Source organism: Billgrantia ethanolica (assembly GCF_021404305.1).
GTDB lineage: Bacteria > Pseudomonadota > Gammaproteobacteria > Pseudomonadales > Halomonadaceae > Halomonas > Halomonas ethanolica.
Window position 1 is genome coordinate 1,440,799 of sequence record NZ_JABFTX010000001.1, and the last position, 26,814, is coordinate 1,467,612.

25 protein-coding genes are annotated in these 26,814 nt (G+C 65.9%); 9 read left to right on the plus strand and 16 right to left on the minus strand.

What is annotated here, in order from left to right; translation table 11 throughout:
• Positions 1 to 122: 122 nt before the first annotated feature.
• Positions 123 to 1,064 (minus strand): ATP-binding protein, encoded by a 942-nt coding sequence (locus tag HOP53_RS06465; protein WP_234269248.1) that lies wholly within the window; start codon positions 1,062 to 1,064, stop codon positions 123 to 125.
• Between the two features lie 116 nt (positions 1,065 to 1,180).
• Here HOP53_RS06465 and HOP53_RS06470 point away from each other — a divergent pair, with 116 nt between their 5' ends.
• Both HOP53_RS06470 and lipA read left to right on the plus strand, forming a co-directional pair.
• Positions 1,181 to 2,170 carry a LysR family transcriptional regulator gene (locus HOP53_RS06470; protein ID WP_234269249.1) on the plus strand — a complete coding sequence of 330 codons (990 nt, stop codon included), beginning with the start codon at positions 1,181 to 1,183 and terminating at the stop codon, positions 2,168 to 2,170.
• A 175-nt stretch (positions 2,171 to 2,345) separates the two neighbouring features.
• The gene (lipA, locus tag HOP53_RS06475; protein WP_086508703.1) at positions 2,346 to 3,401 is read left to right on the plus strand and encodes a lipoyl synthase; all 1,056 of its coding nucleotides are present in this window, start codon (positions 2,346 to 2,348) and stop codon (positions 3,399 to 3,401) included.
• A 62-nt stretch (positions 3,402 to 3,463) separates the two neighbouring features.
• On the opposite strand, the gene lipB is transcribed toward lipA, so the two are convergent.
• The 11 genes from lipB to HOP53_RS06530 all read right to left on the minus strand — a co-directional run bounded on the left by lipB (position 3,464) and on the right by HOP53_RS06530 (position 14,016).
• Positions 3,464 to 4,114, minus strand: coding sequence for a lipoyl(octanoyl) transferase LipB (lipB, locus tag HOP53_RS06480; RefSeq protein ID WP_086508760.1), 651 nt, complete (start codon positions 4,112 to 4,114; stop codon positions 3,464 to 3,466).
• An 18-nt stretch (positions 4,115 to 4,132) separates the two neighbouring features.
• Positions 4,133 to 4,441 (minus strand): HP0495 family protein, encoded by a 309-nt coding sequence (locus tag HOP53_RS06485; RefSeq protein WP_086508702.1) that lies wholly within the window; start codon positions 4,439 to 4,441, stop codon positions 4,133 to 4,135.
• A 192-nt stretch (positions 4,442 to 4,633) separates the two neighbouring features.
• Positions 4,634 to 5,839, minus strand: a complete 1,206-nt coding sequence (locus HOP53_RS06490; RefSeq protein ID WP_422677591.1) for a D-alanyl-D-alanine carboxypeptidase family protein — start codon at positions 5,837 to 5,839, stop codon at positions 4,634 to 4,636.
• Positions 5,840 to 5,883: 44 nt separating this feature from the next.
• Positions 5,884 to 6,897: a septal ring lytic transglycosylase RlpA family protein gene (locus tag HOP53_RS06495; RefSeq protein WP_234269251.1), complete on the minus strand. Its 1,014-nt coding sequence runs from the start codon at positions 6,895 to 6,897 to the stop codon at positions 5,884 to 5,886.
• A gap of 11 nt (positions 6,898 to 6,908) precedes the next feature.
• Positions 6,909 to 7,967 carry a lytic murein transglycosylase B gene (mltB, locus tag HOP53_RS06500; protein ID WP_422677592.1) on the minus strand — a complete coding sequence of 353 codons (1,059 nt, stop codon included), beginning with the start codon at positions 7,965 to 7,967 and terminating at the stop codon, positions 6,909 to 6,911.
• 54 nt (positions 7,968 to 8,021) lie between these two features.
• Complete coding sequence (gene rodA / locus HOP53_RS06505; protein ID WP_234269252.1) at positions 8,022 to 9,176, minus strand: rod shape-determining protein RodA; 1,155 nt, start codon at positions 9,174 to 9,176, stop codon at positions 8,022 to 8,024.
• A 3-nt stretch (positions 9,177 to 9,179) separates the two neighbouring features.
• On the minus strand, positions 9,180 to 11,090 hold the full coding sequence (gene mrdA / locus HOP53_RS06510) for a penicillin-binding protein 2 (RefSeq protein WP_234269702.1): 1,911 nt from the start codon (positions 11,088 to 11,090) through the stop codon (positions 9,180 to 9,182).
• A gap of 39 nt (positions 11,091 to 11,129) precedes the next feature.
• A complete protein-coding gene (gene rlmH, locus HOP53_RS06515; RefSeq protein WP_234269253.1) occupies positions 11,130 to 11,597 on the minus strand; it encodes a 23S rRNA (pseudouridine(1915)-N(3))-methyltransferase RlmH in 468 nt (155 codons plus the stop codon).
• Positions 11,594 to 11,953 (minus strand): ribosome silencing factor, encoded by a 360-nt coding sequence (gene rsfS, locus HOP53_RS06520; protein WP_234269254.1) that lies wholly within the window; start codon positions 11,951 to 11,953, stop codon positions 11,594 to 11,596. Before rsfS ends, rlmH begins: the two co-directional genes overlap by 4 nt.
• A gap of 66 nt (positions 11,954 to 12,019) precedes the next feature.
• Positions 12,020 to 12,649, minus strand: a complete 630-nt coding sequence (nadD, locus tag HOP53_RS06525; protein ID WP_234269703.1) for a nicotinate-nucleotide adenylyltransferase — start codon at positions 12,647 to 12,649, stop codon at positions 12,020 to 12,022.
• 65 nt (positions 12,650 to 12,714) lie between these two features.
• Positions 12,715 to 14,016: a glutamate-5-semialdehyde dehydrogenase gene (locus tag HOP53_RS06530; protein WP_234269255.1), complete on the minus strand. Its 1,302-nt coding sequence runs from the start codon at positions 14,014 to 14,016 to the stop codon at positions 12,715 to 12,717.
• Between the two features lie 89 nt (positions 14,017 to 14,105).
• Between HOP53_RS06530 and HOP53_RS06535 the strand changes: the two genes are divergently transcribed.
• From HOP53_RS06535 to HOP53_RS06545, 3 genes are read left to right on the plus strand one after another with little or no spacing between them, the layout of a single operon-like run.
• Positions 14,106 to 14,969 (plus strand): hypothetical protein, encoded by an 864-nt coding sequence (locus HOP53_RS06535; RefSeq protein WP_234269256.1) that lies wholly within the window; start codon positions 14,106 to 14,108, stop codon positions 14,967 to 14,969.
• Positions 14,962 to 15,894, plus strand: coding sequence for a diguanylate cyclase domain-containing protein (locus tag HOP53_RS06540; protein ID WP_234269257.1), 933 nt, complete (start codon positions 14,962 to 14,964; stop codon positions 15,892 to 15,894). The genes HOP53_RS06535 and HOP53_RS06540 overlap by 8 nt, the downstream gene beginning before the upstream one ends.
• A gap of 43 nt (positions 15,895 to 15,937) precedes the next feature.
• On the plus strand, positions 15,938 to 17,338 hold the full coding sequence (locus tag HOP53_RS06545; RefSeq protein ID WP_234269258.1) for a bifunctional DedA family/phosphatase PAP2 family protein: 1,401 nt from the start codon (positions 15,938 to 15,940) through the stop codon (positions 17,336 to 17,338).
• A 24-nt stretch (positions 17,339 to 17,362) separates the two neighbouring features.
• On the opposite strand, the gene HOP53_RS06550 is transcribed toward HOP53_RS06545, so the two are convergent.
• From HOP53_RS06550 to mpl, 3 genes are all read right to left on the minus strand, one after another.
• On the minus strand, positions 17,363 to 17,986 hold the full coding sequence (locus HOP53_RS06550) for a LysE family translocator (RefSeq protein ID WP_234269259.1): 624 nt from the start codon (positions 17,984 to 17,986) through the stop codon (positions 17,363 to 17,365).
• 67 nt (positions 17,987 to 18,053) lie between these two features.
• Entirely contained in the window at positions 18,054 to 18,695 is a 642-nt protein-coding gene (locus HOP53_RS06555; RefSeq protein WP_276574614.1) for a flavin prenyltransferase UbiX, read from the minus strand.
• Positions 18,688 to 20,067, minus strand: coding sequence for a UDP-N-acetylmuramate:L-alanyl-gamma-D-glutamyl-meso-diaminopimelate ligase (mpl, locus tag HOP53_RS06560; protein ID WP_234269260.1), 1,380 nt, complete (start codon positions 20,065 to 20,067; stop codon positions 18,688 to 18,690). Before mpl ends, HOP53_RS06555 begins: the two co-directional genes overlap by 8 nt.
• A 179-nt stretch (positions 20,068 to 20,246) precedes the next feature.
• Here mpl and HOP53_RS06565 point away from each other — a divergent pair, with 179 nt between their 5' ends.
• Positions 20,247 to 21,506: a 6-phosphofructokinase gene (locus HOP53_RS06565; RefSeq protein WP_234269261.1), complete on the plus strand. Its 1,260-nt coding sequence runs from the start codon at positions 20,247 to 20,249 to the stop codon at positions 21,504 to 21,506.
• 81 nt (positions 21,507 to 21,587) lie between these two features.
• Here HOP53_RS06565 and HOP53_RS06570 read toward each other — a convergent pair whose 3' ends face one another.
• Positions 21,588 to 23,243: a protein kinase domain-containing protein gene (locus HOP53_RS06570; protein ID WP_267955291.1), complete on the minus strand. Its 1,656-nt coding sequence runs from the start codon at positions 23,241 to 23,243 to the stop codon at positions 21,588 to 21,590.
• Between the two features lie 298 nt (positions 23,244 to 23,541).
• Here HOP53_RS06570 and ppa point away from each other — a divergent pair, with 298 nt between their 5' ends.
• The 3 genes from ppa to accB all read left to right on the plus strand — a co-directional run bounded on the left by ppa (position 23,542) and on the right by accB (position 26,795).
• Entirely contained in the window at positions 23,542 to 24,072 is a 531-nt protein-coding gene (gene ppa / locus HOP53_RS06575; protein WP_010629112.1) for an inorganic diphosphatase, read from the plus strand.
• A gap of 198 nt (positions 24,073 to 24,270) precedes the next feature.
• Positions 24,271 to 26,139 (plus strand): protein-disulfide reductase DsbD, encoded by a 1,869-nt coding sequence (gene dsbD / locus HOP53_RS06580; RefSeq protein WP_234269262.1) that lies wholly within the window; start codon positions 24,271 to 24,273, stop codon positions 26,137 to 26,139.
• Between the two features lie 191 nt (positions 26,140 to 26,330).
• Positions 26,331 to 26,795 (plus strand): acetyl-CoA carboxylase biotin carboxyl carrier protein, encoded by a 465-nt coding sequence (gene accB / locus HOP53_RS06585; RefSeq protein ID WP_234269263.1) that lies wholly within the window; start codon positions 26,331 to 26,333, stop codon positions 26,793 to 26,795.
• Positions 26,796 to 26,814 lie beyond the last annotated feature (19 nt).

Here is a 26,814-nt window from a genome sequence, read left to right on the forward strand (position 1 = left end):
TCCCGACGCTCGTCAGGGGCGTCAGGAGGAGAAAATTTGCTGCACTGCAACAAGTATAGTACTCCCTGCGCCGGGTCGACGCAGCCGTTTTGTCGATTTTTTGTGACCGCCGCGTGGCTGCCTCACCCCATGTCGCCATTGCCGGACACGACTTCGCCATGCCATTCGGCCAGCGCCCGGCGCTCGCGACGCCTGGCCTCGGCCGCATCGCGCCCCCACACCAGCAGGCGCACCCAGGCATCGTCCGCGACCGCTGCCGGCCGATCGAGCCTGACCCCCGGCCCACCGCAAAGAAGCCCCTTGCCCAGCGGAAGCTGGCGCAAGCTGGCATGCCCCGGCCGCCCCGGACCGTGCCCCATGTGGCCGACCCTGGGCCGCCGCAGCCGCTCACCTCGTACCAGACGAATCTGTTCGACGGCCAGGTCGAGCCCGCTCAACACCTCGGCCAGACCTTCATGGCCCGTCAGGCCGGGGCGCATGTCGACGAAGCCCAGACGGTTGTTGGCCAGGGTGAAGCTCAGCGTCGCCAGGCCAACCAGGCCCAGGACGCGGGCGCCCAGCACGGCCAGCTGTCCCAGATAGGCGCGCTGCTCCGGCGTCAGCCGCTCGCTCGGCGCCACGGCAAAGTCGTCGGCCATCCGCTCGTGCTCGACCAAGGCCAGCGCCTGGCCCCGATTGTCGGCCAGCACCGGCAGATGCACGCACGGCGCAGAGGGCACCGGCTCGGCCAGCGGCAGGCCCGCATCCCGCATCAGATGCCGGGCGGCATCGCCGTCGCACATGGTATCGAGCAGGCTCGTGCTTGACCCGACGAACGCCAACCCCGCGCTGGCACAGGCCCGTGCCAGGCTGCGCTGCTGCGTGGCCGTCGCCTCGCCCGGGTGCAGAGCGTCGCAGCCCAGCTCACGCGCGCGTGCGATCAGCGCATCGTCAGCCAGACAGCCGCCGGCATGCCAGGCCAGGTCGAGTTCGCTGCAGGCCTGGCCTGCACGCAAGGCACCAAGCCCGCTGCCGGCCACCAGCAGGCGCTGCCAGCGCAATGGGTCGAATCGAAGGCTTTGCATGGGTTCCCACTCTATGACTCTGTGACGAGGCCGTCGGCATGACCCGCTTCACCGGCAGTGTTAGCATGACAAGGGTTCTTCACCGGGCTCCCTGTGCCCTTCCAGCGGATCGATCGATGACAACCCCAAGGCTGCTGAACCGCCTGACCTTTCGCCAGTTGCAGGTCTTCCAGGCCGTGCATCGACAGCAATCCTACTCACGCGCCGCCGAACAGCTGGGCCTGACCCAGCCGGCGGTCAGCGCACAGGTCCGTCAGCTCGAGCAGGCCCTCGGCCAGCCCCTGTTCAAGTACACCGGCAAGACCCTGCACGTACTGCCGGCGGCCGATGCCCTGGCCGCCTCGACCCAGGCCATCTTCGGCCAGGTCTCGCGGCTGCAGATGACGCTGTCCGACCTGGACGGCACGATTTCCGGGGAGCTCAATCTGGCGGCCGTCTCCACGGCGCAGTACGTGGTACCGCACCTGATCGCCCGCTTTCGCGCGCATTATCCCAACGTTCAGGTACGCCTGCGGGTATGCAACCGCAGCCAGGCCCTGGAAAGGCTGGCCGCACGCAGCGACGATCTGGTGATCATGGCGATGGTGCCCGAAGAGGACGACAACCTGGTCTTCATGCCGTTTCTGGAGAACGAGCTGATCCCCATCGTCTGGCCCGGCCATCCGCTGCTCGAGGCGCCCTCGCCCACCCTGGAAGACCTGGCCCGTCATTATCTATTGATGCGTGAGTCGGGCTCCGGCGTACGCACCGCCTTCGAGCAGCTCGCCGCCGAGCAGGACGTGACCCTGCAGCATACCATGGAGCTGGGCACCAACGAGGCGATCAAGCAGGGGGTGATGGCTCACCTGGGCGTCACCGTGCTGCCGCGGCTGGCGGTTCGTCTCGAGATCGGCGCCGGGCTGCTGGCGGAGCTGCCGCTGCCGGGTTTCCCCCTGCGCCGCTCCTGGTGCACGGTCTACCCCCGCGACCGCTTCCCCACACCGGTCACCGAACTGTTTCTGCGTTTCGTGCGCGAGCGTCTCGGTGAAATCGAAGCACACTTCAAAGCGCCGCCCCGGCCGATCCCCGACCATGGCGTCGTCTGCCTGCCGCTTACATCAGGTTGAGCGTCACGCCTGCGTCGCCCTGCTCCGCTGTGCCAGTCAGGCGCAATATGGTAGATTACGGGCCTGCGACCAACGTATCAATTGCCGTGCCTTTGGCCAGGTCCGCCCGCGATGATGGCGTACCGATCGACTCTGGCATGGCCGTGGCAGCCGCCTAGTGGAGAGGCTCACACCTATGAGCGACAACACCTCGAAACGCGTGCCTAGCGGCGCGAAGTTCCGCACCGAGCACGGCTTCGCCGCCATCAAGGACGGTATCAAGCTGCAGCGCAGCCAGACCGACGAGCAACCGGAACCGGGACGCAAGCCGAAGTGGCTACGCGCCCAGATGCCCGGCGGCGGGCGTTTCGAGGCAGTGAAGCGCAACGTCAAGGAGCATCGCCTGAGCACCGTGTGCGCCGAGTCTCACTGCCCCAACATGGGCGAGTGCTGGAGCAACGGTACGGCCACCATCATGCTGATGGGGTCGGTGTGTACCCGCGCCTGCCGCTTCTGTGCCGTGGATACCGGCAACCCACGCGGCTGGCTGGACAGCGAGGAACCCGCCAACACCGCCAAATCGGTGGAGCTGATGGGCCTGCGCTACGTGGTGCTCACCTCGGTGGACCGTGACGACCTGGCCGATGGCGGCGCCTCTCACTACGCCGCCTGCATCCGGGCGATCAAGGCCAACACGCCGGCGGTGGTGGTCGAGGCGCTCACCCCCGACTTCGACGGCGACCCGGCTGCCATCGAGCAGGTGGTCGACTCCGGCCTGGAAGTGTTCGCCCAGAACGTCGAGACGGTGGAGCGCCTCACCCACTACGTGCGCGACCCGCGTGCCGGCTACCGCAAGACCCTCGACGTGCTGGCCCACGCCAAGCGCTACCGCCCCGACGTGCTGACCAAGACCAGCCTGATGCTGGGGCTCGGCGAAACCGACGAAGAGATCCTCCAGACCTTCGACGACCTGCGCGCCATCGATGTCGACATCGTCACCCTGGGGCAGTACCTGCGCCCGACGCGCAACCACCTGCCGGTGGAGCGCTGGGTCACGCCGGACGAGTTCGAGCGCTATCGCCGCCTGGGTCTGGAAAAGGGCTTCATGGAAGTGGCCTCCGGCCCGCTGGTACGCTCCAGCTACCGCGCCGACCGGGTGTTCGAGAAGAACAATCTGGGCCTGGCCGCCCCCGCCGAGGTGCCGGGCCAGGAGCCCGACCCCAACCGCATTCAGGCGATCAACGTCGGCTGACGGCGCCCTCTGCCCAAGTCGACGACGGGAAAGAGGGTGGTAAAACGAATCCGCAGGCGGCCCTAGATGGCCGTCTGTGCCTCCAGGAGCTGCAGCTCGCGCCCCAGCTCACGCGCCAGGCTCCGCGCCAGGCTCATGCCCACCTGCTCCACCGAAAGCGGCTCCGTCACCAGATCGGCCAGGCGCGTCATGGCCATGCCGGCATAGCCGCAGGGATTGATGCGAGCGAAGGGACTCAGGTCGGCATCGACATTGAGCGCAACGCCGTGATAACTGGCGCCGCGCCGGATACGCAAGCCCAGCGAGGCGATCTTGGCCTCGCCGACATAGACTCCGGGGGCATCGGGGCGTGCCCGCGCCTCGATGCCCTGCTCCGCCAGCACGGCGATGACGGCATTCTCCAGCGCCGAGACGAGATCCCTCACGCCAAGCCGACAGCGCTTGACGTCGATGAGGGGATAGAGCACCACCTGCCCCGGCCCATGGTAGGTCACCTGCCCGCCGCGATCCGTCTGTACCACCGGGATGTCGCCCGGCATCAGCAGGTGCTCGGGCTTGCCGGCCTGGCCCTGGGTGAAGACCGGCTCGTGCTCCACCAGCCAGAGCTGGTCCGCCGTCGCCTCGTCGCGGGTGTCTGTGAGTTCGCGCATGGCCTGCCATACCGGGAGGTAGGGACATCGGCCCAGGCGCCGAAGCTCTATGGGGGCTGCCATAGCGAAGCTTGGCGGCATCTATACCACCATGTGCACGCGGCCGGTGGCCTTGAGGTCGGCGAACAGCGCCTTGAGCTGCTCCTCACCGGTAGCCCGCAGGGTCAGCCTGACCGAAAGGTAACGGGCGGTACGGCTCTCGACGACCTCGATGCTTTCGGCATCGAAGCTGGCATCGTGGCGCAGCACCACCTGGCACACAGTGGCGGTGAAATCCTCACCGGCATCGCCCACCACCTTGATGGGATAGTCGCAGGGAAAGGTGATGGTCGGCGCCGTTTGGTTTGCCGCCGGGGCTTGGCGCAGATCGCGCAGTTTGTCGTCTGACATGGCTCTCTCGGGGTCGTGGCTCTCTATCGATTTCCGACCAGATCTATTTCCACGTATTTTACTCAGCTTTTACTCGGCTTTCACGCGACACCCAAGCCATCGGCACCCAAGCTGCCGCTGTCCAAGGCATGGCAAGGAGTGCCATGAAGGCGGCGCACGAGGCGCCGCCTGTCTCGAATGACCTGGAACGACCTAGAACCAGCCGCCCACCAGATTGCTGAAGAAACGCCGCACCTGATCGAACAGGCGCTTGAACAGCCCACCCTCCTCGATCGTTTCCAAGGCTACCAGGGGGTGTTCGCCCACGACCTCGTCACCGAGACGTACCTCGAGGGTGCCGACCCGGTCGCCCAGGTTGATGGGAGCATTGAGGTCCTGGCGAATGTCCAGCCGCGCATGCAGCTCTTCGTTGCGCGCCCGCGGCAGGGTCATGGCCACGTCGCGGTCGACGCCGACACGCAGCTCGTTCTTCTCGCCGCCCCAGATACGGGGTGAGTTGAGCACCGCCCCCTGATCGTAGAGATTGAGGGTTTCGTAATAGCGAAAACCGTAGCTGAGCAGCTTCTGGGTCTCCTGTGCACGAGACTCCTCCGAGCTGGTGCCCATCACCACCGAAATCAGGCGCATGCCGTCGCGCTTGGCCGATGCCACCAGGCCGTAGCCCGCTTCGGTGGTCCAGCCGGTCTTGAGGCCGTCGACAGTGGGGTCGCGCCACAGCAGCCGGTTGCGGTTAGGCTGGCGAATGTCGTTGTAGGTGAAGTATTTCTCGGCGTAGACCGCGTAATGCTCCGGGTAGTCATTGATGATGTACTGTGAGAGCAGCGCCATGTCGCGCGCCGATGAGTACTGCTCAGGATGCGGCAGCCCGGTGGCATTGGCAAAGCTGGTGTTGTGCAGCCCCAGGCGTGTGGCGTGCTGATTCATCAGATCGGCAAAAGGCGCCTCACCGCCTGCCAGGTGCTCGGCCACGGCCACGCTGGCATCGTTGCCCGACGAGATGATGATGCCGTAGAGCAGATCGCGGATGGAAACCTCGGTGTTGACCTCGATGAACATCTTGGAGCCGCCCGTGCGCCAGGCGTTCTCGCTGACACGCACCTTATCGTCCAGGTTGATGTTGCCACGATCGAGCTCCCGCTCCACCAGATAGGCGGTCATCAGCTTGGTCAGGCTGGCCGGCGGAAGACGCTCATCGGAGTTGTGCTCGACCAGCACCCTGCCGCTGTCCGCATCCATCAGAATCCAGGACTTGGCAGCGATCTGCGGCGGAGCCGGGATCATGGTCTGTGGGGTCGGCGTTGCCTGGGCCAGAGCCTTGGAGACGAACAGCAACAGGCCGAACAGAATCAGAGGCAGCAGCCGCCGATAGACGGGGGTGGACAACACTCGCATGGGCATGAATCTCATCACTACGTCGAGAAAGGTCAAGGGAACGGCGCGACTCAGTCGGCGCCGTTGACAATAAAGGCTTGTTCGAAGCCGGCACGTCTCAGCTCAGCGCGCACAGGTTCGACCTGTCCGGCGTGGGCCAGAGGGCCGACCTGGACACGATACATGCCGGTGGCATCCGCCACCCGCACGGGGTGGGACAGCTCGCTTTCGAGGCGCGCCTTGAGCGCCCGAGCGTTGTCGGCGGATCCCAGCGCGGCGATCTGCAGAAAGATCGGCATGTCGCCGCCGCTGGCGGCCTGGCTGGACGCTGCACTCGGTGCAGCAGTGCCGGCGCTCGCCGTCGGAGCACTGGCCTGCTGCGGCGCCGAGCTGGCCTGCTGCGGCGCCGGATTGCTGCGCGGAGTCGCCTGAGCCGCTGTTTGGACAGCGCCAGAGGAATTTCGGTTCGCGCCGTTACCGCCATTTTCGGCCAGCCACACCTCCGCATCGATCGCTTCGACCTTGACCCGACCGGTGCCGCGCTCGAGGATGTCGAGCCGTGCCGCTGCCGCGTAGGAGAGGTCGATCTCGCGATCGTTGTGGAAGGGGCCGCGGTCGTTGACCCGGACGATGACCGAGCGACCGTTCTCGAGGCTGGTGACACGCGCATAGGTAGGCAGCGGCAGGGAACGGTGAGCCGCGGTCATCTCGTACATGTCGTAGATTTCGCCATTGGACGTGGCGTATCCATGGAATTTCTCACCGTACCAGGAAGCCGTCCCCTGGCGGGTGTAGCCTCGCGCATCGGGCAGCACGTTGTAGGTCTTGCCCCACACCTCGTAAACGGGACGATTGCCGCCGCGAGAGTGCGGCTCCACGCGCGGCACGGCATCGGGAATCTGGCTGACGTCCGGCGGATTGTCCGGATAGGCATCGCTGTTCATGGCATAGCGACCGCCACCGCTGGATGGTGCCGGAGCGGGCTGTCTATCGGTGCTGTCACGCTGAGGCGAGGTCGTCGGCCCGCTGCTCGCACAGCCCGCCAGCAGAGCGGTAACGGCGAGCACGATCGGCAGCGCTTTCATGGCGTTTCCCTTCATTCGACGGATCCGTTCTGCGGCAGAGGGCCGAGTTCGCGCATCGCGGCGATCTTTTCGGCCAGCTCGGTCACGGCCATGGCATAAAGATGGCTGTGGTTGTAACGGGTGATGACGTAGAAATTCTCATGACCGAGCCGATAGCGCCAGCTCGATTCATCCGCTTCCAGCGCCAACGGAATGACCCGCTGCTCGCCCTCGAGCTCGCCCTGGGAGGCGACGCCCGCCCGCTCCAGCTCGCTCATTTCGACGTAGGGTCGCTGAGTGCGATTGAAATCGATACCGGAAGGCGGCCCATCGGAAGGCCCCTGGGCTTCGGCATAGATCGGCTCGCCGGGGCGCCAGCCGTGTTCGGCGAAGTAGTTGCCCACGCTGCCGATGGCATCGACGGGGTTGGTCCACAGGTTGCGCTGCCCGTCGCCGTCGAAATCGACCGCGTAGGCGCGGTAGCTGGTCGGAATGAATTGTGGATAGCCCATGGCGCCGGCATAGGAGCCCTTGAGGCTGCCGGGATCCACCTCCTGCTCGTGGGTGATCTCGAGGAAGGCCGCCAGCTCGCCGCGGAAGAAATTGCCGCGCACCGGGTGATGGAAAGCCAGGGTCGAGAGCGAGTCGATAACGCGATGACGTCCGGTAAACCGGCCGTAGCTGGTTTCGACGCCGATGATGGCCGCGATCACCTCTGGCGGCACGCCGTATTCGGCATAGGCGCGCTCGAAAGCATCCTCGTGGGCTTCGATGAAATCCACCCCACGCGCGATGCGCTCCGGCTGCAGGAAGATCTCGCGATACTCGTCCCAACGCAGCCGGCGCTCCGCCGCCCCCTCCATGGCATCGAGCACGCCCTGCTGAAAGACGGCTTGTTGCAGCGCCATCTCGAGCCAATCGCGTTCGATGCCGCGCTCGGCCAATTCATCCACCAGTTGCTTTGCCCCCTCATGCTGGGCAGGGGTGAAATCCGCCGCCTGGAGAGACGGTACCATCAGGCCCAGCACCGTTGCCGCCACAGCGGCAACTCGAGGTCCTTTCCACCCTTTCCACTTCCACTCAGGCGTCATGCTTCTGCCACTCCCTGACCGGGGCATTGTCGCTCGAACCCACGCCGCCGCCACCTAACGCGGCAACAGACGACGGTGTCCGTGAATCGACATGAGAATACCGAATCCCGCCAGCAAGGTCACGCTGGAGGTGCCGCCGTAGCTCACCAGCGGTAGCGGAACGCCGACCACCGGCAAAATGCCGCTGACCATGCCGACATTGACGAAGACGTAGATGAAGAAGGTCAGGATGATGCTGCCCCCCAACAGCCGGCCGAAGGTGTCGTGCGACGCCATGGCCAGCCACAGCCCGCGCAGCACGATCAGCAGATAGAGAAGCAGGATCAGCAGCATGCCGACCAGGCCGAACTCCTCACCGAGCACCGCCACGATGAAGTCAGTGTGACGCTCGGGCAGGAATTCGAGCTGCGACTGGGTGCCCTGGAGCCAGCCCTTGCCCCACAGGCCGCCGCTGCCAATGGCCGTGGTCGATTGAATGATGTTCCAGCCTGCCCCCAGCGGGTCGCTCTCCGGATTGAGGAAGGTCAAAACCCGCTGACGCTGGTAATTGTGAAGATTCATCCACAGCAGGGGCAGCGCCGACGCCGCGGCAACGGAAAGAAAGAGGATGAAGCGCCAGGAGAGCCCGGCCAGCAGCACCACGAACACGCCGGCACAGGCCACCAGCAGCGAGGTTCCCAGGTCCGGCTGCTTGGCGATCAACACCACGGGCAGGCCCAGCAGCACGGCACACACCAGCAGATCCTTCCAGCGCGGTGGCAGTTCACGCCGGCTCAGCCAGGCCGCCAGCATCAGCGGCATCACCAGTTTCATCAGTTCCGAGGGCTGGAAGCGTATCACCCCGGGAATCACCAGCCAGCGCCGTGCTCCCATACCGACGTCCCCCACCAGCTCGACGGCAACCAGCATCAGCAGTCCGACAGCATAGAGCAGCAGCGCCCAGCGCATCAGGGTGGCCGGCGGCAGCTGAGCCAGCGCCAGCATGATCACGAACGCCACCACGAAACGCGTTGCCTGGGCCATCACCACTTCGATGCGCTGGCCGCTGGCGCTGTAGAGCACGCCCAGCCCGACCGTCAGCAGAATCACCAGCAACAGCAGCAGCCAGGGATCGAGATGCGTGCGCTCCCAGATGCTCTTGCGCCGCGAAATGCCGCTTTCCGGCGCTCGCACCGGCCGGGCGCGCAGCCCATTCATCAAGCCGAACATCGCTCAGTTCCCCGCCACGGTGCTGTCATCGTTTTCCATCGCCTCGCGGATCTCCTCTGCATCGGGCGCCTCTTCCTCCTCCAGCAGCCAGGCATCGGTCATCGCCCGCGCCAGATGGGCGGCATGGGTACTGCCGCCACCGGCGTTCTCCACGATCACCGAAACGGCGATCTGCGGATCCTCCAACGGGGCAAAGGCCATGAACAGGGCGTGATCGCGCAGCCGCTCGGCCAGCTCCTCGGCGTTGTAGCGCTGATCCTGGCCCAGCGAGAACACCTGCGCGGTGCCCGACTTGCCGGCCATGCGGTACTTCAGGCCCACGCCGGTTCGCCGCGCCGTCCCTTCACTGCCGGTCAGCACTTTCTCCATGCCGGAGAAGACACGGTCCCACCAGACGTCGTTCTGAACGACGATGTCGTCGGGGGTCTCGGGCAGCTCGACGGGCACCGGCTCGTCGCCGATCCGGCTCGCCAGGCGCGGCTTGACCCATTGACCGCGGTTGGCAAGTACCGCCGTGGCGGTTGCCAGCTGCAGCGGCGTGACCTGCCAGTAGCCCTGGCCGATGCCCACCGACAGCGTCTCGCCTGGAAACCAGGGCTGATTGAAACGCGCCCGTTTCCACTCCCGCGACGGCATCAGCGCCCCGCTCTCGCCGAACACATCGTGACCGACGCGCTGGCCGAAGCCGAAGGCGCTCATTTGCGTATGCAGGCGGTCGATGCCCATCTCATGGGCCAGCGAGTAGTAATAAGTATTATTGGAGACGGCGATGGAGCGCTCCATGTCCACTCGCCCGTGCCCCCAGCGCAGCCAGTTGCGATAGCGCCGGCTGTCGTTGGGTAGCTGATAGAAGCCGGGGTCGTTGATGACACGATCCGGCGTGATCACCCCTTCCACCAGACCTGCCAGGGCCAGAAACGGCTTGATCGTGGAACCGGGCGGGTACTGACCGCGGATCGCCCGGTTGAACAGCGGCAGATCGATGTCCTCCTGTAACGCCCGGTAGGAAGCGAAATCGATGCCGGTGACGAACTGATTGCTGTCGAAGCCTGGCGCCGACACCATGGCCAGGATCTCCCCTGTAGCGGGAACGACGGCCACGATGGAGCCGCGCCGGCCATCGAGCAGCTCGTAAGCGAGGCTCTGCAGATCGCGGTCCAGGGTCAGGGTCAGGTTCTGCCCCGGCACGGGATCGGTACGGCCAAGTTCACGCAACACGCGGCCACGCGCATTGGTTTCCACCTGGCGCAGTCCGGCCTGACCGTGCAATACGTCTTCGTAGAAGCGTTCCACGCCGGTCTTGCCGATGAAGTGCGTACCCGCATAGCGCCCCGGGTCGAGGGTCTTGATCTCTTCGGCATTGATGCGACCGACGTAGCCAAGAGCATGAGCCATGATATTCGCGTCGGGGTAGAAGCGCAGCAACTGGGCCTCCACCTCGACCCCGGGCAAACGGTGTCTATTTACTGCCAGCCGAGCGATCTGGACCTCGTCGAGATCGCTCATCAGCAGCGCGGGCTGGAAAGGTCGCTGCGGCTGGCGGGCGCGAATGCGGAATCCCTCCGCCGCTTCTGGCGTCAGCTCCAGCAGCTCCTCGAGCCGGTCCAGCGTGGCATCGAGATTTTCGGCCCTCTCACGTATCAACGTCAGGTTGTAGGTCGGACGGTTCTCGGCCAGCAGCATGCCGTTGCGGTCGAAGATCAAGCCACGGGTCGGCGGCAGCGGTTCCACCCGTACGCGGTTCTTCTCGGAACGGGTGGTGTAGACCTCGTGCTGGACCACTTGCAGATAGACGAGCCGACCCGACAGCAACCCGGTCAGGAGCAGGATCGTCAATACGGCAAGCAGCGCGCGTACGCGAAAGATGCGCAGCTCCTGCTCGGGGTTCTTGAGGGTGTCACGGCGGTCGCGCATGCCGACAATAGGTCTCACTCAGTTTCGGTAAGGCGCCGTTCAGCGGTGGTAGGGATGCCCCACCAGCAGGGTCCAGGCGCGATAGAGCTGTTCGGCCAGAATCACCCTGACCAGTGGATGCGGCAGCGTCAGCGACGACAGTGACCAGCGTCGATCGGCGCCCGCGGAGAGCTCCGGGGCCAGGCCATCCGGCCCACCCACCAGCAGCACCACCTCACGCCCTTCGAGCCGCCAGCTCTCGGCCTCCTGAGCCAGACGCTCGGTGCTCCAGGCTCGCCCGCCGACTTCCAGCGCCACGACGAATTCATCGCCCCGCAGCCGCTCCCGTATGCGCTTGGCTTCCAACGCCACGGCCTTGGCAGTATCGGCATTCTTGCCACGCTGACCGGGTGCGATCTCCTCGATCTCCAGAGCGAAGTCGCGCGGCAGGCGCTTGCGGTACTCCTCCACTCCTTCGTTGACCCAGCCAGGCATGCGGGTACCGACCGCCAACAGGCGGATCTTCATGCGCCGCCCTGCTCCTGATGCTCGCCATCGCTTGGCAGATCGGCCCACAGCCGCTCCAGGTCATAGAGCTGGCGAGTCTCGGGCAGCATGACATGCACGACGAGATCGCCGAGGTCGACCAGCACCCAGTCGGAGCCGGCCTGCCCCTCGACCCCCAAGGGCTGAATGCCACTGGCCTTGGCCCGCTCGACCACATGGTCGGCCAGCGCCATCACATGACGGGTGGAAGTACCGCTGGCCACTACCATCAGGTCGGTGACACTGGTCAGCCGTGAGACATCGAGCAGCGCGACATCCTTGGCCTTGAGATCCTCCAGTGCATCTACCACCAGTGTCTTGAGCGATTCGTTATGCATAGCCCCTCATCAACGGGAAGTCTTGGACGCCGCCATTGTAGCGTCTTGGGCAGCCGCTGGCAGCGTTCAAGAGTGACGATACAGCGAGGCAGCAGCGATTCTTCTCTCCACTGCCTCCGGCAGCAGGTAACGCACGCTGCGCCCCTCCGCCAGACGCTGGCGTATCGACGTCGCCGAAAGCGCCATCCGCGTGGGCAATGCCAGGCGCAGCAGGCCGCCTGCAGCGCGCCGCATGAGAAGCTCGGGTCTATCGACCTCACGCCCGGCGATCAGTTCGGCCAGCGCGGGAGAAAGGGGTTCGGCGTGGTCGGGGCGGTCGATGACGACCAGATGAGCCAGCTCGAACAGCCGCCGTGGCTCGTGCCAGTCGGCCAGACGCAGAAAGGCGTCATGACCCAGCGCCATGATCAGGCGCGCCTCGCGACCGTACTCGTCGCGCAGGCTGGCCAAGGTATCGACAGTGTACGACGGGCCGTCGCGCTCGAGCTCGCGCCCATCGGCCACCAGTCCCGGCGTATCGCCTATTCCCAGCCTCAGCAGGTCCAAGCGCTCCTGTGGCGACACCTGGGGCCTGTCGCGCAATGGCGGCAGACATGCCGGCACCATGTGCACACGATCGAGCGCCAGCGCCTCGTGCAGCTCCAGGGCGCTGCGCAGGTGTCCCAGATGTACGGGATCGAAAGTGCCGCCGAACATGGCCACGCGCGGCGGCTCGAGAGGCCTCACGATCTGCTGGGAGGGCAAGGCGCCGCTCTGCGCCGTCACTGCCGTACCTGACCGTCGCCCAGCACCACGTACTTGCGCGTGGTCAGTCCCTCGAGCCCGACCGGGCCTCGCGCATGCAGCTTGTCGGTGGAGATGCCGATCTCCGCGCCCAAGCCGTACTCGAAGCCATCGGCAAAACGGGTCGAGGCATTGACCATCACCGAGCTCGAGTCGACCTCGGCCATGAAACGCCGCGCCAGCCCGTAATCTTCGGTCACGATGGCGTCGGTGTGGTGCGAACCATAGCGCTCGATGTGCTCGATGGCAGCTTCCATGCCGTCGACCACGCGAATGGCCAGGACCGGCGCCAGGTATTCGGTGTACCAGTCCTCTTCGCTTGCAGCTGCGATACCCTCGAGAATGGCCCGGCTACGCTCACAGCCACGCAACTCGACCCCGTGCGCGGCGTAGGCTCGTGCCAGGCGCGGCAGCAGCGCCTCGGCCACCGGCGCATCGACGAGCAGGGTCTCCATGGTGTTGCAGGTACCGTAGCGATGCGTCTTGGCATTGACGGCGATTGCCAGTGCCTTCTCGGGATCGGCCGTGGCATCGATATAGACGTGGCAGACACCGTCCAGATGCTTGATCACCGGTACCCGCGCCTCGCGCGAGATACGCTCGATCAGCGACTTGCCGCCCCGGGGAATGATCACGTCCACGTATTCGGGCATGGTGATCAGCTGGCCCACCGCGGCACGGTCAGTGGTGGCCACCACCTGCACCGCCGCCTCCGGCAGGCCGGCATCGCGCAGCCCTGCGCGAATGCAGGCGGCAATGGCAGCATTGGAGTCCCGCGCCTCGGAGCCGCCGCGCAGGATGCTGGCGTTGCCCGATTTCAGGCACAGGCTGGCGGCCTCCATGGTCACGTTGGGCCGCGACTCGTAGATGATGCCGATCACGCCCAGCGGCACGCGCATCTGACCCACCTGAATGCCGCTGGGGCGGTAGCGCAACCCCTCGATCTCGCCCACGGGATCGGGCAGTGCCGCCACTTGCTCGAGACCTTCGATCATGCCATCGATACGTGCATCGTTGAGCGCCAGACGATCGAGCAGGGCTGCCTCGAGGCCATTGTCACGGCCACGCGCCAGATCGGCAGCGTTGGCCTCGAGTATCTGACCGCGGCAACGCTGCAGATGCTCGGCCATGGCCAGCAGGGCACGGTTCTTGTCCCCCGTCATGGCGCGACGCATCTGAGTGGCGGCGGCACGTGCCGCCTGGCCGAGGCCAGCCATGTAGGCAACGACATCGTCGATCTGGTTGACGCTGGTTTCGGTTTGGGAGGCGTGAGCGGTCATGCGGAACGAAGTTCTCCTGGCAGAGCGCCACACGGCGCTGCGAACGTTATACTGGCGCGATACCACGTTGAACCCCATAGTAAGGCACCATGCAGAGCAAGTACAAAGTCGGGCTGATGCGCCTGAACCTGTGGGCCGCAGCGCTGCTACTGATCCTGCTGGCTTACCTCGCCGAACCGCCCTCCAGCGCTCTGCTGCTGGCGTTGGCCAGCGGCTGGCTGATGGTGACGGCCAGCCTGCTCGAACTCAGCTACCGACGCCCCTCCACCGTCCCCTGGCAACTATTGCCCAGCCTGTTGCTGGCCGGCCTGCTGCTCGTGGAACCGGAGCGCCACGCGCTGTGGCTGTGGGTGTGGCCCGCTCTGTTGATGCTACCCCAACCCGGCTGGGTCCTGGCGCTGAGCTGCGCCCTGGCCGGTCTCACCTGGTGGCGTCTGGCAGACCTGCTGGGCATCGAGCAGACACTGTTTTCCGGCCTGGTGCTGCTCCCTTTGATGCTGCTTGGGCTGGCGCGCAACCGCTACTTGTTACCGCCCCGTGCCGGCTCGCGTCAGCGCATGCGGCTGGTGCCGGGCCTGCCACTCTGGAGCAGCCAGCAGCTCTCCTCCGACCTGCGCCGAGAGCGCGCCCGCTGCCGCCGGGAGGGCGTGCACGGAGAGCTGATGCTGCTGCGCATGCCACGCGGCAAGTTCTGGCCCATGGCCCAGGAACTGTGCCGCCTGACCCACGATTTCGAGAACTGCTATCGACTCGACCAGCGCACCTTGGCGACGCTGCTGCTCAGCCGCAACGACGACCAGGCCCAGGCCCGGCGTCAGGTGTTGCTCAAGGGGCTGCGCCCTAATGCCGAGGTACGCTTCGTACCGCTGAGCCAGGTCTCGACCCTTGACGACCTGGCGCGACACTTCAGCCACCACCACGCCCAGCCCCAGACGGAGCGCCCGCATGGATGACGATAGCCGCAACGTCGCGGGACGACTCATCGTGGCGTATGCCTTCTCTGCGCTCTTGCTGGGATGCTACGCCGCCTGGCGCTATCTGATGGGGGATTTTAGCCGCATCCTGCTGCCGGCTGCCCTGGCGCTGGTCATGCTGGTCGCCTGCCTGCTGCACGTGGCCCGCCCCCACCAGGCCCGTATGCCGGCCTATCTGGCACTGCTCGTCGGCTATTCGATGCTGGCCCTGGAGCTGCCCTGGCTGGAAGAGGCTGGCATCATGTGGATCGGCCTCGCGCCGCTGCTCACGGTCCTGCTGCTGCCGCTGGCTTCCGCCATGCTGCTGAACCTGTTCCTGGCTCCCGTATGGCTGTTCTTGAGCGATACCGCGATGGACCTGCATTTCGCTCTCGGTTATGTCGCCATGACCCTGGTCGTCGCCCTGGTCCCCTGGGAGCAGCGCCGCCAGCAGGCCCTGCTGGAAGCCACCAACCCTCGCGACCGCCACTGCAACGCCCTGGCGCGGGAGGCCATGCACGAACTTCTGGGCAGCGAGTATCAGCGTACCCAGTTTCTCGGTCAGCCCCTGGCGGTGCTGGCCCTGCACCTGCCGCAACTGGAAATGGCCAGCGAGCAGTTCGGCAGCCGGGCGCGCCAGGCCCTGCTCGACGCGCTGTGTCTCGCCGTGCATCGCTGTTCGCGGCGGCACGACTTCCTGGGGCGACAGGGCACGTCCACCTTCTGGCTGGTGCTGCCCGATACCAGCCAGAGCGGCGCCCAGATGGTACAGCAACGCATCGAGCAGGCGCTCGAGTCGACGGTGCTGGTGGATACCGGTACCCTGCGAGCGCCCATCGCACACTGCCAGCGGCTGCCCGGCGAGAGCTGGCCGCGCTTCGAGCAGCGCCTGCTGGAGCTAACACGCAAGCTCAGCGAGACCTGAGGGCGCCATGCGCCATGAATGACATACCCACAAGGAGTGTTGTTTGAGCCTGACAGAGACCCTGCAACAGCTCGCCCCCTCCCCCGAGATGCTGCTGTTCATCGTGGGAGCCATCGCCCTGCTCGAGTCTCTTGCCCTGGTCGGCCTGCTGCTGCCCGGCGTGGTACTGATCACCGCGGCGGCATCCCTGGCCGGTCATCAAGACATGGCCTTGACCTCCCTGTTGCTGGCCGCCTTCATCGGCGCCGTGCTCGGTGACGGCATCAGCTTCGCCCTCGGCTACAGCCAACGCGAGCGAGTCACCCGACTGTGGCCGCTGTCGCGTCATCCCGAGTGGCTTGCGCGCGGCGCTCGCTTCTTTCAGCGTTATGGCAGCTTGTCGGTCTTCTTCGGCCGCTTCGTGGGCCCGGTGCGCCCGGTGATCCCGCTCATCGCCGGCATGCTGCACATGTCGCCACGGGCCTTTCTCTGGGCCAACCTCGCCTCGGCGGCACTATGGGCGCCAGCCTACGTGCTGCCCGGTTATCTGCTGGGGCAGACCTGGCAGCAGCTGCTCATGCTGCCGCCAGGACTGGAAGCGCTGCTTATCGTTCTGGCGATCATCGTCGTGGTGCTCACGGTAGCCTTCTCGTGGCTGCGTCATCAGGTCAGCCGCTCGGGTCGTGTCTATCGCCTGCTGGCCCATGGCGCTCGACGCCGTCCCTTGCTGCGCCGGGCATGGCTCAAGCGCAGCTGGCGCCGCGGCGAGGTGCCGCTGGCCAGTTGGCTGCTGCTGGTCTTCTCGCTGGGGGGACTGTCCGGGCTGACCATCGCCGTCATCCGCCAGCGCGGCCCCTTTGCCATCGACCTGCAGGTGCATGCCTTCTTCGACACCCTGGTGGTGCCGATGCTGCCCGAGGCCGGCCAGCTGCTGGCGCGTATCGGCGACATGTACGGGATCCTGGCGCTGGTACTGCCCTGGGGCGTGTGGCTGCTTCTGCGTCGCCATTTTTCCGCTCTCGCCCACATCGGTGCCGGGCTCGGCACCATCGCCCTGCTCAACACCCTGGGCAAGGCGCTGATCGGGCGGCCACGCCCGGACACCCCGGACTACCTCACCGGCTCGCTGGCCTATCCCAGCGCACATGCCTCCTCTGCCGTGGTGCTGTACGGGCTGGCCGCCGCCTTCATCGCCCATGAGCTGCCTTCGCAGCGCCGCTTCTGGGTCTACTGGACGGCCATCGCCCTGGCATTGCCCATGGCGCTGTCACGCCTGGTGATCGGTGTGCACTGGCTGTCGGACCTCATCGGTGGCGGTCTGCTGGGGCTGGTGGTATGCGCCCTGGTGCGACTGGCCTGGCAGCGCAAGCCCCGCCCATCTCTCGCGCCCTGCCCCTGGCTGGCCCTCACCGTGGCCTCGCTGATTCTCGTTGCCTCACGGGTCGCCCTGCTGCCGCCGGTATGACGCCAAGCGGGCTGACGCCAGCGCTCAGCCCAGAGCCAGCCAGCCCCCCACGCCTACCATCAGCGTGCCGGCAATGCGGTTGAGCAGGCGGACGTTGCCGCTCTCGCCGAGCACCCGACGCAACCCCTTGCCGCCGGCGGCATAGAGCAGCAGACAGAGAAATTCGATGAACAGAATGATCGCGATCAAGATGGCCAGCTGACCGCCAAGCGACCGCGAGGCATCGAGAAACGGCGGTAGCAACGCGACGAAGAAGGCCCAGCCCTTGGGATTGGCCACCGCGGTAACGAAGCCCTGCAACGCCAGTTGGCCCCGCGAGGCTCTCGGCAACTCGACGTTCTCCAGCGGGATTGCCATGCGCCCACGGGAGCGCCACATCATCACCCCCAGATAGCCGAGATAGGCGCCACCCACCCACTTGAACAGGGCGAACAGTTCCGGCTGACGCAGCATCAAAGCCGCCACGCCGGCCCCGGCCGCCAACGCCACCAGGCCCACGCCGACGAGCTCACCGACCATCATCCACAGCGTGCGCTTCACGCCTTGGGTCATGCCCAGCACCATCGACAGGGTCATGCACATACCCGGCGTCAGCGAGACGAACAGAAAGGTCGGCACGAAGACCGACAGCAACGAGAGTTTGATCATGCGGCTTGGCCTCGTCCTTGGGCAGGCAGTCTGGCAGGTCAGAATGACAAGGAAATGTCCGGCGCGCTCACTCGCCCCAGCGCGGCATGAGACGATGCTCGATGCCGAGCTGGTTGAGAATGCGCGCCACGATGAAATCGACCAGATCGTCCACCGTGGTGGGCCGGTGGTAGAAGCCGGGTGCCGCCGGCAAAACCACCGCCCCCAGACGAGCAAGGTTCAGCATGTGTTCGAGGTGGATGGCCGAGAGCGGCGTTTCCCGCGGTACCAGGATGAGCTGGCGGCGCTCCTTGAGCGCCACGTCGGCGGCGCGCTCGATCAGGTTGTTGCTGGCCCCCGTAGCCACCGCCGACAACGTGCCGGTACTGCAAGGGCAGATCACCATGGCTGATGGCGCCCCCGAGCCGGAGGCCACCGGCGCCATCCAGTCTTCGCGCCCGAAACAGCGAATCTGCCCCTCTGCCGCCCCGCTGCGCTCGCTCAGCGCCTGGGCCAGGCGCTCGGGGCGTGCCGGCAGGCTGGCATCGGTCTCGGTTTCGATGACGAGGTGTGCCGCCTTGGAGACCATCACCCACACCTCGTGGCCGGCGGCGATCAGCGCCTCGATCAAGCGCAGACCGTACTGGGCCCCCGAGGCCCCGGTGAGGGCCACCGTGACGGGGGGAAGAAAATTGGACTTGTTCATCGGCCCAATGCTTGCCTCAGCCATGCGCCACCTCCAGCGCCGCCAGCAACTTGGCATGAATGCCGCCGAAGGCGCCGTTGGACATCACCACGATACGATCCAGCGGCCGCGCCTCGGTCACCAGTGCCGCCACCAGGGCGTCGATGTCCTGCTCCAGGCGGGCCGGTATCGGGCTGGCCTCGAGCACCGGATCGAGCGACCAGTCCAGCCCCGGCGGCTGATACCAGAACGCCAGATCGGCTGCTGCCGTACTCGCCGCCAGGCGTTCACGCAGGGTCCCCAGACGCATGGTGTTGGAGCGCGGCTCGATCACTGCCAGCAGGCGTCCGCGGGGCGTAGCGGCGCGCAGCCCTTCGAGCGTAGCGGCGAAGGCAGTGGGATGATGCGCAAAGTCGTCGATGACCTGGATTCCGGCCACCTCGCCGCGCACCTCCTGGCGCCGACGCGGGGTCTCGAAGCGAGCGGCGGCGGCACAGCCGCGAGCCAGGTCGACCCCGCAAGCGTGGGCCGCGGCCAGCGCCGCCAGCGCATTGCGCGCATTGTGGGTGCCTGTCAGCGCCCAGTCGACCACCGCATCCTCGTCCACCTCGTCCTGCTGATGCACCACCCGGAAGCGCGAGGCGTCGTCCCGCTCCAGCTGCAGGCGCCAGGGGCTCGAGGCGTCGCTACCGAAGCGCTCCACCGGCGTCCAGGCGCCCATCTCCAGCACTCGTTCGAGCGCCGGCTCGCCGTCGGCTACCAGCAATCGCCCACGGCTGGGCACGGTGCGAACCAGGTAATGAAACTGCCGCTCTATGGCGGCAAGATCGGCAAAGATATCCGCGTGATCGAATTCGAGGTTACCCAGAATCGCAATCTCGGGCCGGTAGTGCACGAACTTGGAACGCTTGTCGAAGAAGGCCGTGTCGTACTCGTCCGCCTCGACCACGAAGGGGGATCCGGCGGCACCCAGCCGCGCCGACACACCGAAATTGCGCGGCACGCCACCGATCAGAAAGCCCGGCTCGAGCCCGGCGGACTCCAGCAGCCAAGCGGTCAGGCTGGCGGTGGTGGTCTTGCCGTGGGTGCCGGCCACGGCGATGACCCGCCGCCCCGGCAGCACCTGTTCGGCCAGCCACTGGGGGCCGGAGGTATAAGGCAGGCCGAGATCGAGCAGCGCCTCCACCTCGGGATTGCCCCGCGAAAGGGCATTGCCCACCACTACCAGATCCGGCCGCGGCTCCAGGTTGCTCGCGGCATAACCCTCGCGCAGCTCGATGCCGGCCTCGACCAGTTGGGTGCTCATCGGCGGGTAGACGCCGCTGTCCGAGCCGGTGACGGTATGGCCGAGATCTCGCGCCAGCAGCGCCAGGCTGCCCATGAAGGTGCCGCAGATACCGAGAATATGAACGTGCATGGAGTCCGACCTTAATCACCGCATAACGCAGGCAGGCACCGCCTGCCAGGAAGAACCGGCAGACTAGCACGGCGCGCTGCCGCCTCTCCAGCAGCGTGCAGGCTCGCCGCCTTTCGTCTAAAATACTTCGCCTTGTCGTCAAGCATGAAATGGACTTTTCCCAGGAGCCCCTACGCCCCATGGCCCAGCATAACGCCTTCTATGCCCAGTCTGGCGGTGTCACCGCCGTGATCAACGCCAGCGCCTGCGGCGTGATCGAAGCCTGCCGCCTGCACTCCGACCGCATCGGCAAGGTCTATGCCGGACACAACGGTATCATCGGTGCCCTGACCGAGGATCTGATCGATGTCAGCCAGGAGTCGGACCAGGCCATCGCCGCCCTGCGTCACACCCCCGGCGGCGCCTTCGGCTCCTGCCGCTACAAGCTTAAGGACATCGAGAGCCATCGCGCCCAGTACGAGCGCCTGATCGAAGTGTTCAAGGCCCACGACATCCGCTACTTCTTCTACAACGGCGGCGGCGACAGCGCCGACACCTGTCTCAAAGTCTCGCAACTCTCCGAGAAGATGGGCTACCCGCTGACCGCCATCCACGTGCCCAAGACCGTGGACAACGACCTGCCGATCACCGACAACTCGCCGGGCTTCGGCAGCGTGGCCAAGTACATCGCCACTTCCACCCTGGAAGCCTCTCTGGACATCGCCTCCATGTGCGCCACCTCGACCAAGGTCTTCGTGCTCGAGGTCATGGGTCGCCATGCCGGCTGGATTGCCGCCGCCGGCGCGCTGGCCGGCGAGGGTGAAGGCCAGCCGCCGCACCTGGTGATCTTCCCCGAAGTGCCGTTCGATCGCAGCAAGGTGATGACCCGCGTCGAGGAGTGCGTGGAGAAGTACGGCTACTGCGTGATCGTGGTCTCCGAGGGCGCCCGCTACGAGGATGGCACCTTCCTCGCCGACTCGGGCAATACCGATGCCTTCGGCCACCGCCAACTGGGCGGCGTCGCACCTACGCTGGCCGGCATGGTCAAGCAGGACCTCGGCTACAAGTACCACTGGGCAGTGGCCGACTATCTGCAGCGGGCGGCACGCCACCTGGCTTCGCGTACCGACGTGGAGCAGGCCTATGCGGTCGGCCAGCAGGCGGTGGAGCTCGCCATTGCCGGCAAGAACTCGATGATGCCGGCGATCAAACGCGTCAGCGACTCCCCCTACGAGTGGCGCATCGAGTCCGCGCCGCTGGCCGAGGTGGCCAACCGTGAGAAGTTCATGCCGCGCGAGTACATTCGCGAGGATGGCTTCGGCATCACCGAGGCATGCCGCCGCTACCTGTCCCCGCTGATCCAGGGCGAGGACTATCCGCCCTTCGAGAACGGCCTGCCCAAGGTGGCCAAGCTCAAGCTGGCCAAGGTAGAGCGCAAGCTGCCCGAATTCACGCTCTGAGGCGGTTCGCCGCAATACGCAAGAGCCCTGGCACCTGCCAGGGCTCTTGCGTTGCAGCCAAACTCACTCAAGCAGTCAAACTCACTTCAGCAGCCAGGAGAGCACCAGCAGCAATAGCAGAATACCTGCCACCCCCTGCCAGAAATTAGCGGGGTCACGCAGGAAACGGCGCGGGTCGCGACGCCTGGGCTTGCCCCGTCCGTCATGATGGCGCAGCGCATAGAGCAGCTCGGAGAGGCGCCGGAAGCGCAGCGAGCGCTGCGGATCCAGCGCCCGTCGCAGCGTATCGTCGAGCTGGGGCGTTACCTCCGGGTTGAACAGCCTGGCGCTGCGATAGGCCAGCTGTTCGAGATCGGTATGGCTGCGCAGCCGGTCCGGCGTCAGCGTATAGGGCAGTTCCCCAGTCAGCAGCCAGTAGACCGTCGAAGCCAGCGAGTACTGGTCGCTGCGCCGCCCGACGCCGTCGTCCAGCGCATACTCCGGCGCACTATGTTCGGAAAGGCCGGTCTGTCGGGCCAGCTCGCGGGAGCGTCGGTGCCCGTCCAGATCGCGCATGTGGCACGCACTGAAATCCATCAGCACCACCTGACCGTGGGTATCGATCAGCACGTTGTCCGGGTGAATGCGCTGATGCAGCACGTCGCGATGATGCAGCGCCTGGATTGCCTTGCCCAACTGTACGGCAATATCGAGACGCTGGGCCAGGCTGGCCTGGGGGTGGCGCCGGGCCCACTCGGTGAGCGTCATGCCCTCCACGTAGGCCATCAGGTAGTAAAGATGGCGGCGCGGCCGCGAGGACTCCATTACCCGAGCCACGAACGGGGACTTGACGCGCTCCACCACCCACTGCTGCAGCAGGAAGTGCTCCAGATAGGCATTACGATTGGAGAGCTCGGGACTGGGGGCCTTCATCACCATTTCGCGCTCGGTGCGCGTATCGCGCACCCGGTAGACTCGCGACTGCGCGGTCCGCGAGAGCACTTCCTGCACTTCCAGCCCATCGATGCGCTCGCCCGGGGCAAGCTCGGGGGGAATCGGCAGGTCACCGTATATGCGACTGGGGTGATCGCGCTCCGCCTCGGGCAGCTGATCGATACGCACCAGCTGGAAGCAGAACTGGTCGGCGCCGTAGCCGCGCTCCTGGGCTCGCTCGCGGGCCGCTGCCGCCAGGCGCTCGCAGGCGGCATCGAGATCGCTGGCATCCTGGCGAATCAGCCCCACGTAGTCGGACGGCATCAGAGTGCCGCGCACCGCCTGGGTGGTGAACAGGAAGATGTCGCCCTGCTTCAACGGCAGCTGCAGATAATCGATGTCGATGCTGCCGTCGAGCCCGAGGGCACGCGACGGATAGCGATAGCCGCCCAGATCGGTGATGTGATCCCGCGAGAGCTGCTCGAACTCGGCGCCGCGCAGGCGGAAGATCAGCGTATCGCCCATGTGGAACAGATGGGCTTCACGTCCGCGATAGACCATGGCCGACAGCGAAGCGACATAGCTGCCGCCCTCGACGAAGGTGCTCTGGCTGTAGCACCAGCCATTGAGCGCCCGCAGCACGCGGGTAGCCGAGGTCTTGACGTCCCAGTGATCCGGAGTGGAGAAGTAGTCCGCCAGAAAGCCGCGCACGCTGAGATCGCCGGCCTGCTTGGCAATGCCATTGCGCGAACTCGTATCGCTGATCACGGCGCACGCCCCTTTGGCAGAGAACTGCCCTGCCTGGTCGGGAATGCGCACCGACATGGAGCTGCGATGACGTCGCCGGTCGGGGGCCACGAAAGCCTGCCCGACGCTCAACGCCAGCCGATTGGCCAACACCACGCGCTCATTGGAAATATCGCCGCTGATCACCGCTCGCTCCACATGACTGGCCGAACCGCCCGACGTCGGCCATCATACACGCTTGTGGCCGACACAACCTGTCAACCAAAGCCCAAACCGGGCCGGCTCTCACCTATGTCGCATTGGTAATCCTCACAGCAGCTCCGTATAATTCTGCGCATTTTGCGGCCTCAACTTTTCGCCAACGAAGGAAGCGACGATGAACTTCGACCACATCCCCGCCGGCAAGGACCTCCCCAATGACGTCTATGTCGCCATAGAGATCCCTGCCAACCACGCTCCGATCAAGTACGAGATCGACAAGGAGATGGGCGCCCTGCTGGTGGATCGCTTCATGGCCACCCCGATGTTCTACCCGGCCAACTACGGCTTCATCCCCCACACCCTGGCCGACGACGGCGACCCGCTGGACGCCCTGGTGGTCACTCCCTACCCGGTCCAGGCCGGCAGCATCATCCGTGCCCGTCCGGTCGGCATCCTGAACATGACCGACGAAGCCGGCGAGGACGCCAAACTGGTGTGCGTACCTCATGCCAAGCTGTCCACCCTGTACGATGACGTTCAGGAAGTCGCTGACCTGCCGGAACTGCTGCGCCAGCAGATCGCCCACTTCTTCGAGAACTACAAGGATCTCGAGAAAGGCAAGTGGGTGAAGGTGGAGTCGTGGGAAGGCGCCGATGCCGCCCGCAAGGCCATCGAGAAGGCCGTGGCTGCCTACGAAAAAGCCTGAGCCGAGTCAGCTCTGCCGCACGGGCCGCCCCATTGGGGCGGCCCGTGCTTCTTCCTGCGACATCGGAGCGCAGGCGTAAGGTTCTAACGCAGCCGGCGACTGAGGTATTCTAAGTAAGCCATTCAGCTCGCCGGGAACTTGGCGTCACGCGCCGGGTCCCTGTAACGCCCGGCTACGTTTCGATAAGGAACCTCTGCGTTGACTCACCGCCATCTCGCCATACGTCTGATCTGCACCCTGCTGCTGTGGGTGCCGCTGGTCGCCCAGGCTCAGTGGTTCTCGTCGTCTTCCGGCAACCAGAGTGACTTCCTGCCGGTGATGGAGGCTTTTCAGCCCAGCGCCTGGCACGACGGCGAGACCCTCTACATCGGCTTCGAGAATGCCGAGGGCTATTATCTCTACCGCCACCAGCTTGGCGTCGAGAGTCGCAACGATGCCTTCGAGGTCGGCGAGCCGGAGATCCCCGAGGGCGAGTTCAAGAGCGACGAGTTCCTCGGCGACGTCTACGTCTTCTACGACCGCGTGGTCTTCGAAGCGCCGCTGCAAGGCAGTGCCGAAGGTCCGCTCGATATCACGGTACGCTTCCAGGGCTGTGCCGATGCGGGGCTGTGCTACCCACCGGAGCGGGTCGAACTCCAGGCACCCGCCAGCGCCATGCCTGCCGCCTTCGTCGGCTGGCGCGACGGCAACGGCTCGAGCGGAAATGCCGTCACCACGGCTGCCGCCGCCCCGCCCGCTCTGCAAAGCCAGGATGGCCGCTTCAGCAGCCTGATCGGTGAGGCCAGCCTGCCCATGATACTCGGCCTGTTCTTTCTCGCGGGACTGGGTCTGACCTTCACCCCCTGCGTGCTGCCGATGGTGCCGATCCTGTCGTCGATCATAGTTGGCCAGAACCCAACACGGCCACGCGCTTTCGCCCTTTCCGCCAGCTACGTGGCCGGCATGTCGCTGACCTACGCCCTGGTCGGCGTGTTGATGGGCCTGTTCGGCGCCGGGCTCAACCTGCAGGCGCACCTGCAGTCGGCCCCGGTACTGATCGTCTTCGCCCTGCTCTTCACGCTTTTCGCGCTGGCCATGTTCGGCACCTTCGACCTGCGCCTGTCGCCACGCCTGGCGGGCCGCGTCGACGCCTGGCAGGCCCGCGCCCAGCGCAGCGGCCCACTGGGTCTGGCCGGTGCCGGCTCGCTGTCGGTGCTGGTGGTCTCGCCCTGCGTCTCGGCCCCGCTGGCCGGCGCCCTGGTGTTCATCTCTTCTACCGGCGATGCCATGATGGGGGGCGCCGCCCTGCTGGCGCTCGGCCTCGGCATGGGCGTGCCGCTGCTGCTGGTCGGCACGTTCGGCGCCACGGCACTGCCGCGCAGTGGCGCCTGGATGAACGGCGTCAAGATCGCCTTCGGCATTCTGCTGCTGGGCGTCGCCGTGTGGCTGATCGAGCGGCTGCTGCCCGCCTCCGTCAGCCTCCTGCTGTGGGCTGCCCTGGCCATCGGCAGCGCCCTGGCGCTTGGCGCCCTCTCTCTCAATCAGGCCCAGGGCTGGCCACGCGTACGCCAAGCTGGCGGCCTGCTGTTACTGGCCTGGGGCATCGCCCTGGTGTTCGGCGCCGCCATGGGCGGCAGCGACCCGCTACGTCCGTTGGCCTCCCTGCCCAACGGCTCGGGTGCTGTCGAAGCGCCGCCGGTCACCACCGTGGCGGATCTCGAAGGGCTGCGCAGCGAGCTGCGCGCGCGCTCGACCCAAGGCCAACCGGCCTTCGTTCACTTCACCGCCGACTGGTGCATCTCCTGCAAGCAGATGGAGCGCCAGGTCTATCCCGACCCGCGGGTCGCCGAGCCTCTGGCGCAGTTCGCCCATATCTACGTCGACGTCACCCGCACGGATAGTGCGACCCGCGAGATTCTCGACCACTTCGGCCTGTTCGGACCGCCGAGCCTGCTATTCTTCAGCGGGGAAGAAGAGGTCCGCGAGGCGCGCATCCAGGGCGAAGTACGGGCGGACGAACTCGCCAGCCATCTGCAGGGCCTGCTCGACTGGCTCGAAGGTCAGGCTTCCGCCCCCGAGGCTTCCTGACTTCGCATGACGTAACCGAACGCCGTTCGACCGGCTGGACATCCCCGCGGATTTTAGGCACACTCCGCCAACAACGCTCTTTGAGGCCGATAGCGTCGGCAATGTTCACCATCTTGTCGCGATCTATCGAAAGTTGGCTGGGGTTAACAGCGCCCCTGCCAGCGCCATTTACCCACCGGTCGAGACTCAATATGGATATCCGTAAGGTCAAGAAGCTGATCGAGCTGCTCGAAGAATCCAACATCAGCGAAATCGAGATTCAGGAAGGCGAAGAGTCGGTGCGTATCAGCCGTCACCCCAACGGGGTGAGCTGGCCCCAGCCTCCCATGCCCCAGTATGCGCCCGCTCAAGCCATGCCCAGCCAGCCGGCACCGGCTCCCGCTTCCGGCCCTGCCGAAGAAGCGCCTGCGGCCGCCTATCAGGGGCAGGCGCTGACCTCGCCCATGGTCGGCACCTTCTACCGCAGCCCGGCACCTGGCTCCAAGCCGTTCGTCGAGATCGGTCAGAGCGTGCGCAAGGGCGAGACCGTGTGCATCGTCGAAGCCATGAAGATGATGAACCAGATCGAGGCCGATCGTGACGGCGTCATCGAGGCCATCCTGGTCGAGGACGGCGAGCCGGTCGAGTTCGACCAGCCGATGCTCGTCATTTCCTGATCTTTCACCGACACTGGCG

Excerpts from the sequence above, each read along its gene's own strand:
- HOP53_RS06465 (WP_234269248.1), bottom strand. The coding sequence starts at position 1,064 with ATGCAAAGCCTTCGATTCGACCCATTGCGCTGGCAGCGCCTGCTGGTG.
- HOP53_RS06470 (WP_234269249.1), top strand. The coding sequence starts at position 1,181 with ATGACAACCCCAAGGCTGCTGAACCGCCTGACCTTTCGCCAGTTGCAG.
- lipA (WP_086508703.1), top strand. The coding sequence starts at position 2,346 with ATGAGCGACAACACCTCGAAACGCGTGCCTAGCGGCGCGAAGTTCCGC.
- lipB (WP_086508760.1), bottom strand. The coding sequence starts at position 4,114 with ATGGCAGCCCCCATAGAGCTTCGGCGCCTGGGCCGATGTCCCTACCTC.
- HOP53_RS06485 (WP_086508702.1), bottom strand. The coding sequence starts at position 4,441 with ATGTCAGACGACAAACTGCGCGATCTGCGCCAAGCCCCGGCGGCAAAC.
- HOP53_RS06490 (WP_422677591.1), bottom strand. The coding sequence starts at position 5,839 with ATGCCCATGCGAGTGTTGTCCACCCCCGTCTATCGGCGGCTGCTGCCT.
- HOP53_RS06495 (WP_234269251.1), bottom strand. The coding sequence starts at position 6,897 with ATGAAAGCGCTGCCGATCGTGCTCGCCGTTACCGCTCTGCTGGCGGGC.
- mltB (WP_422677592.1), bottom strand. The coding sequence starts at position 7,967 with ATGACGCCTGAGTGGAAGTGGAAAGGGTGGAAAGGACCTCGAGTTGCC.
- rodA (WP_234269252.1), bottom strand. The coding sequence starts at position 9,176 with ATGTTCGGCTTGATGAATGGGCTGCGCGCCCGGCCGGTGCGAGCGCCG.
- mrdA (WP_234269702.1), bottom strand. The coding sequence starts at position 11,090 with ATGCGCGACCGCCGTGACACCCTCAAGAACCCCGAGCAGGAGCTGCGC.
- rlmH (WP_234269253.1), bottom strand. The coding sequence starts at position 11,597 with ATGAAGATCCGCCTGTTGGCGGTCGGTACCCGCATGCCTGGCTGGGTC.
- rsfS (WP_234269254.1), bottom strand. The coding sequence starts at position 11,953 with ATGCATAACGAATCGCTCAAGACACTGGTGGTAGATGCACTGGAGGAT.
- nadD (WP_234269703.1), bottom strand. The coding sequence starts at position 12,649 with ATGTTCGGCGGCACTTTCGATCCCGTACATCTGGGACACCTGCGCAGC.
- HOP53_RS06530 (WP_234269255.1), bottom strand. The coding sequence starts at position 14,016 with ATGACCGCTCACGCCTCCCAAACCGAAACCAGCGTCAACCAGATCGAC.
- HOP53_RS06535 (WP_234269256.1), top strand. The coding sequence starts at position 14,106 with ATGCAGAGCAAGTACAAAGTCGGGCTGATGCGCCTGAACCTGTGGGCC.
- HOP53_RS06540 (WP_234269257.1), top strand. The coding sequence starts at position 14,962 with ATGGATGACGATAGCCGCAACGTCGCGGGACGACTCATCGTGGCGTAT.
- HOP53_RS06550 (WP_234269259.1), bottom strand. The coding sequence starts at position 17,986 with ATGATCAAACTCTCGTTGCTGTCGGTCTTCGTGCCGACCTTTCTGTTC.
- HOP53_RS06555 (WP_276574614.1), bottom strand. The coding sequence starts at position 18,695 with ATGGCTGAGGCAAGCATTGGGCCGATGAACAAGTCCAATTTTCTTCCC.
- mpl (WP_234269260.1), bottom strand. The coding sequence starts at position 20,067 with ATGCACGTTCATATTCTCGGTATCTGCGGCACCTTCATGGGCAGCCTG.
- HOP53_RS06565 (WP_234269261.1), top strand. The coding sequence starts at position 20,247 with ATGGCCCAGCATAACGCCTTCTATGCCCAGTCTGGCGGTGTCACCGCC.
- HOP53_RS06570 (WP_267955291.1), bottom strand. The coding sequence starts at position 23,243 with ATGTCGGTGCGCATTCCCGACCAGGCAGGGCAGTTCTCTGCCAAAGGG.
- ppa (WP_010629112.1), top strand. The coding sequence starts at position 23,542 with ATGAACTTCGACCACATCCCCGCCGGCAAGGACCTCCCCAATGACGTC.
- accB (WP_234269263.1), top strand. The coding sequence starts at position 26,331 with ATGGATATCCGTAAGGTCAAGAAGCTGATCGAGCTGCTCGAAGAATCC.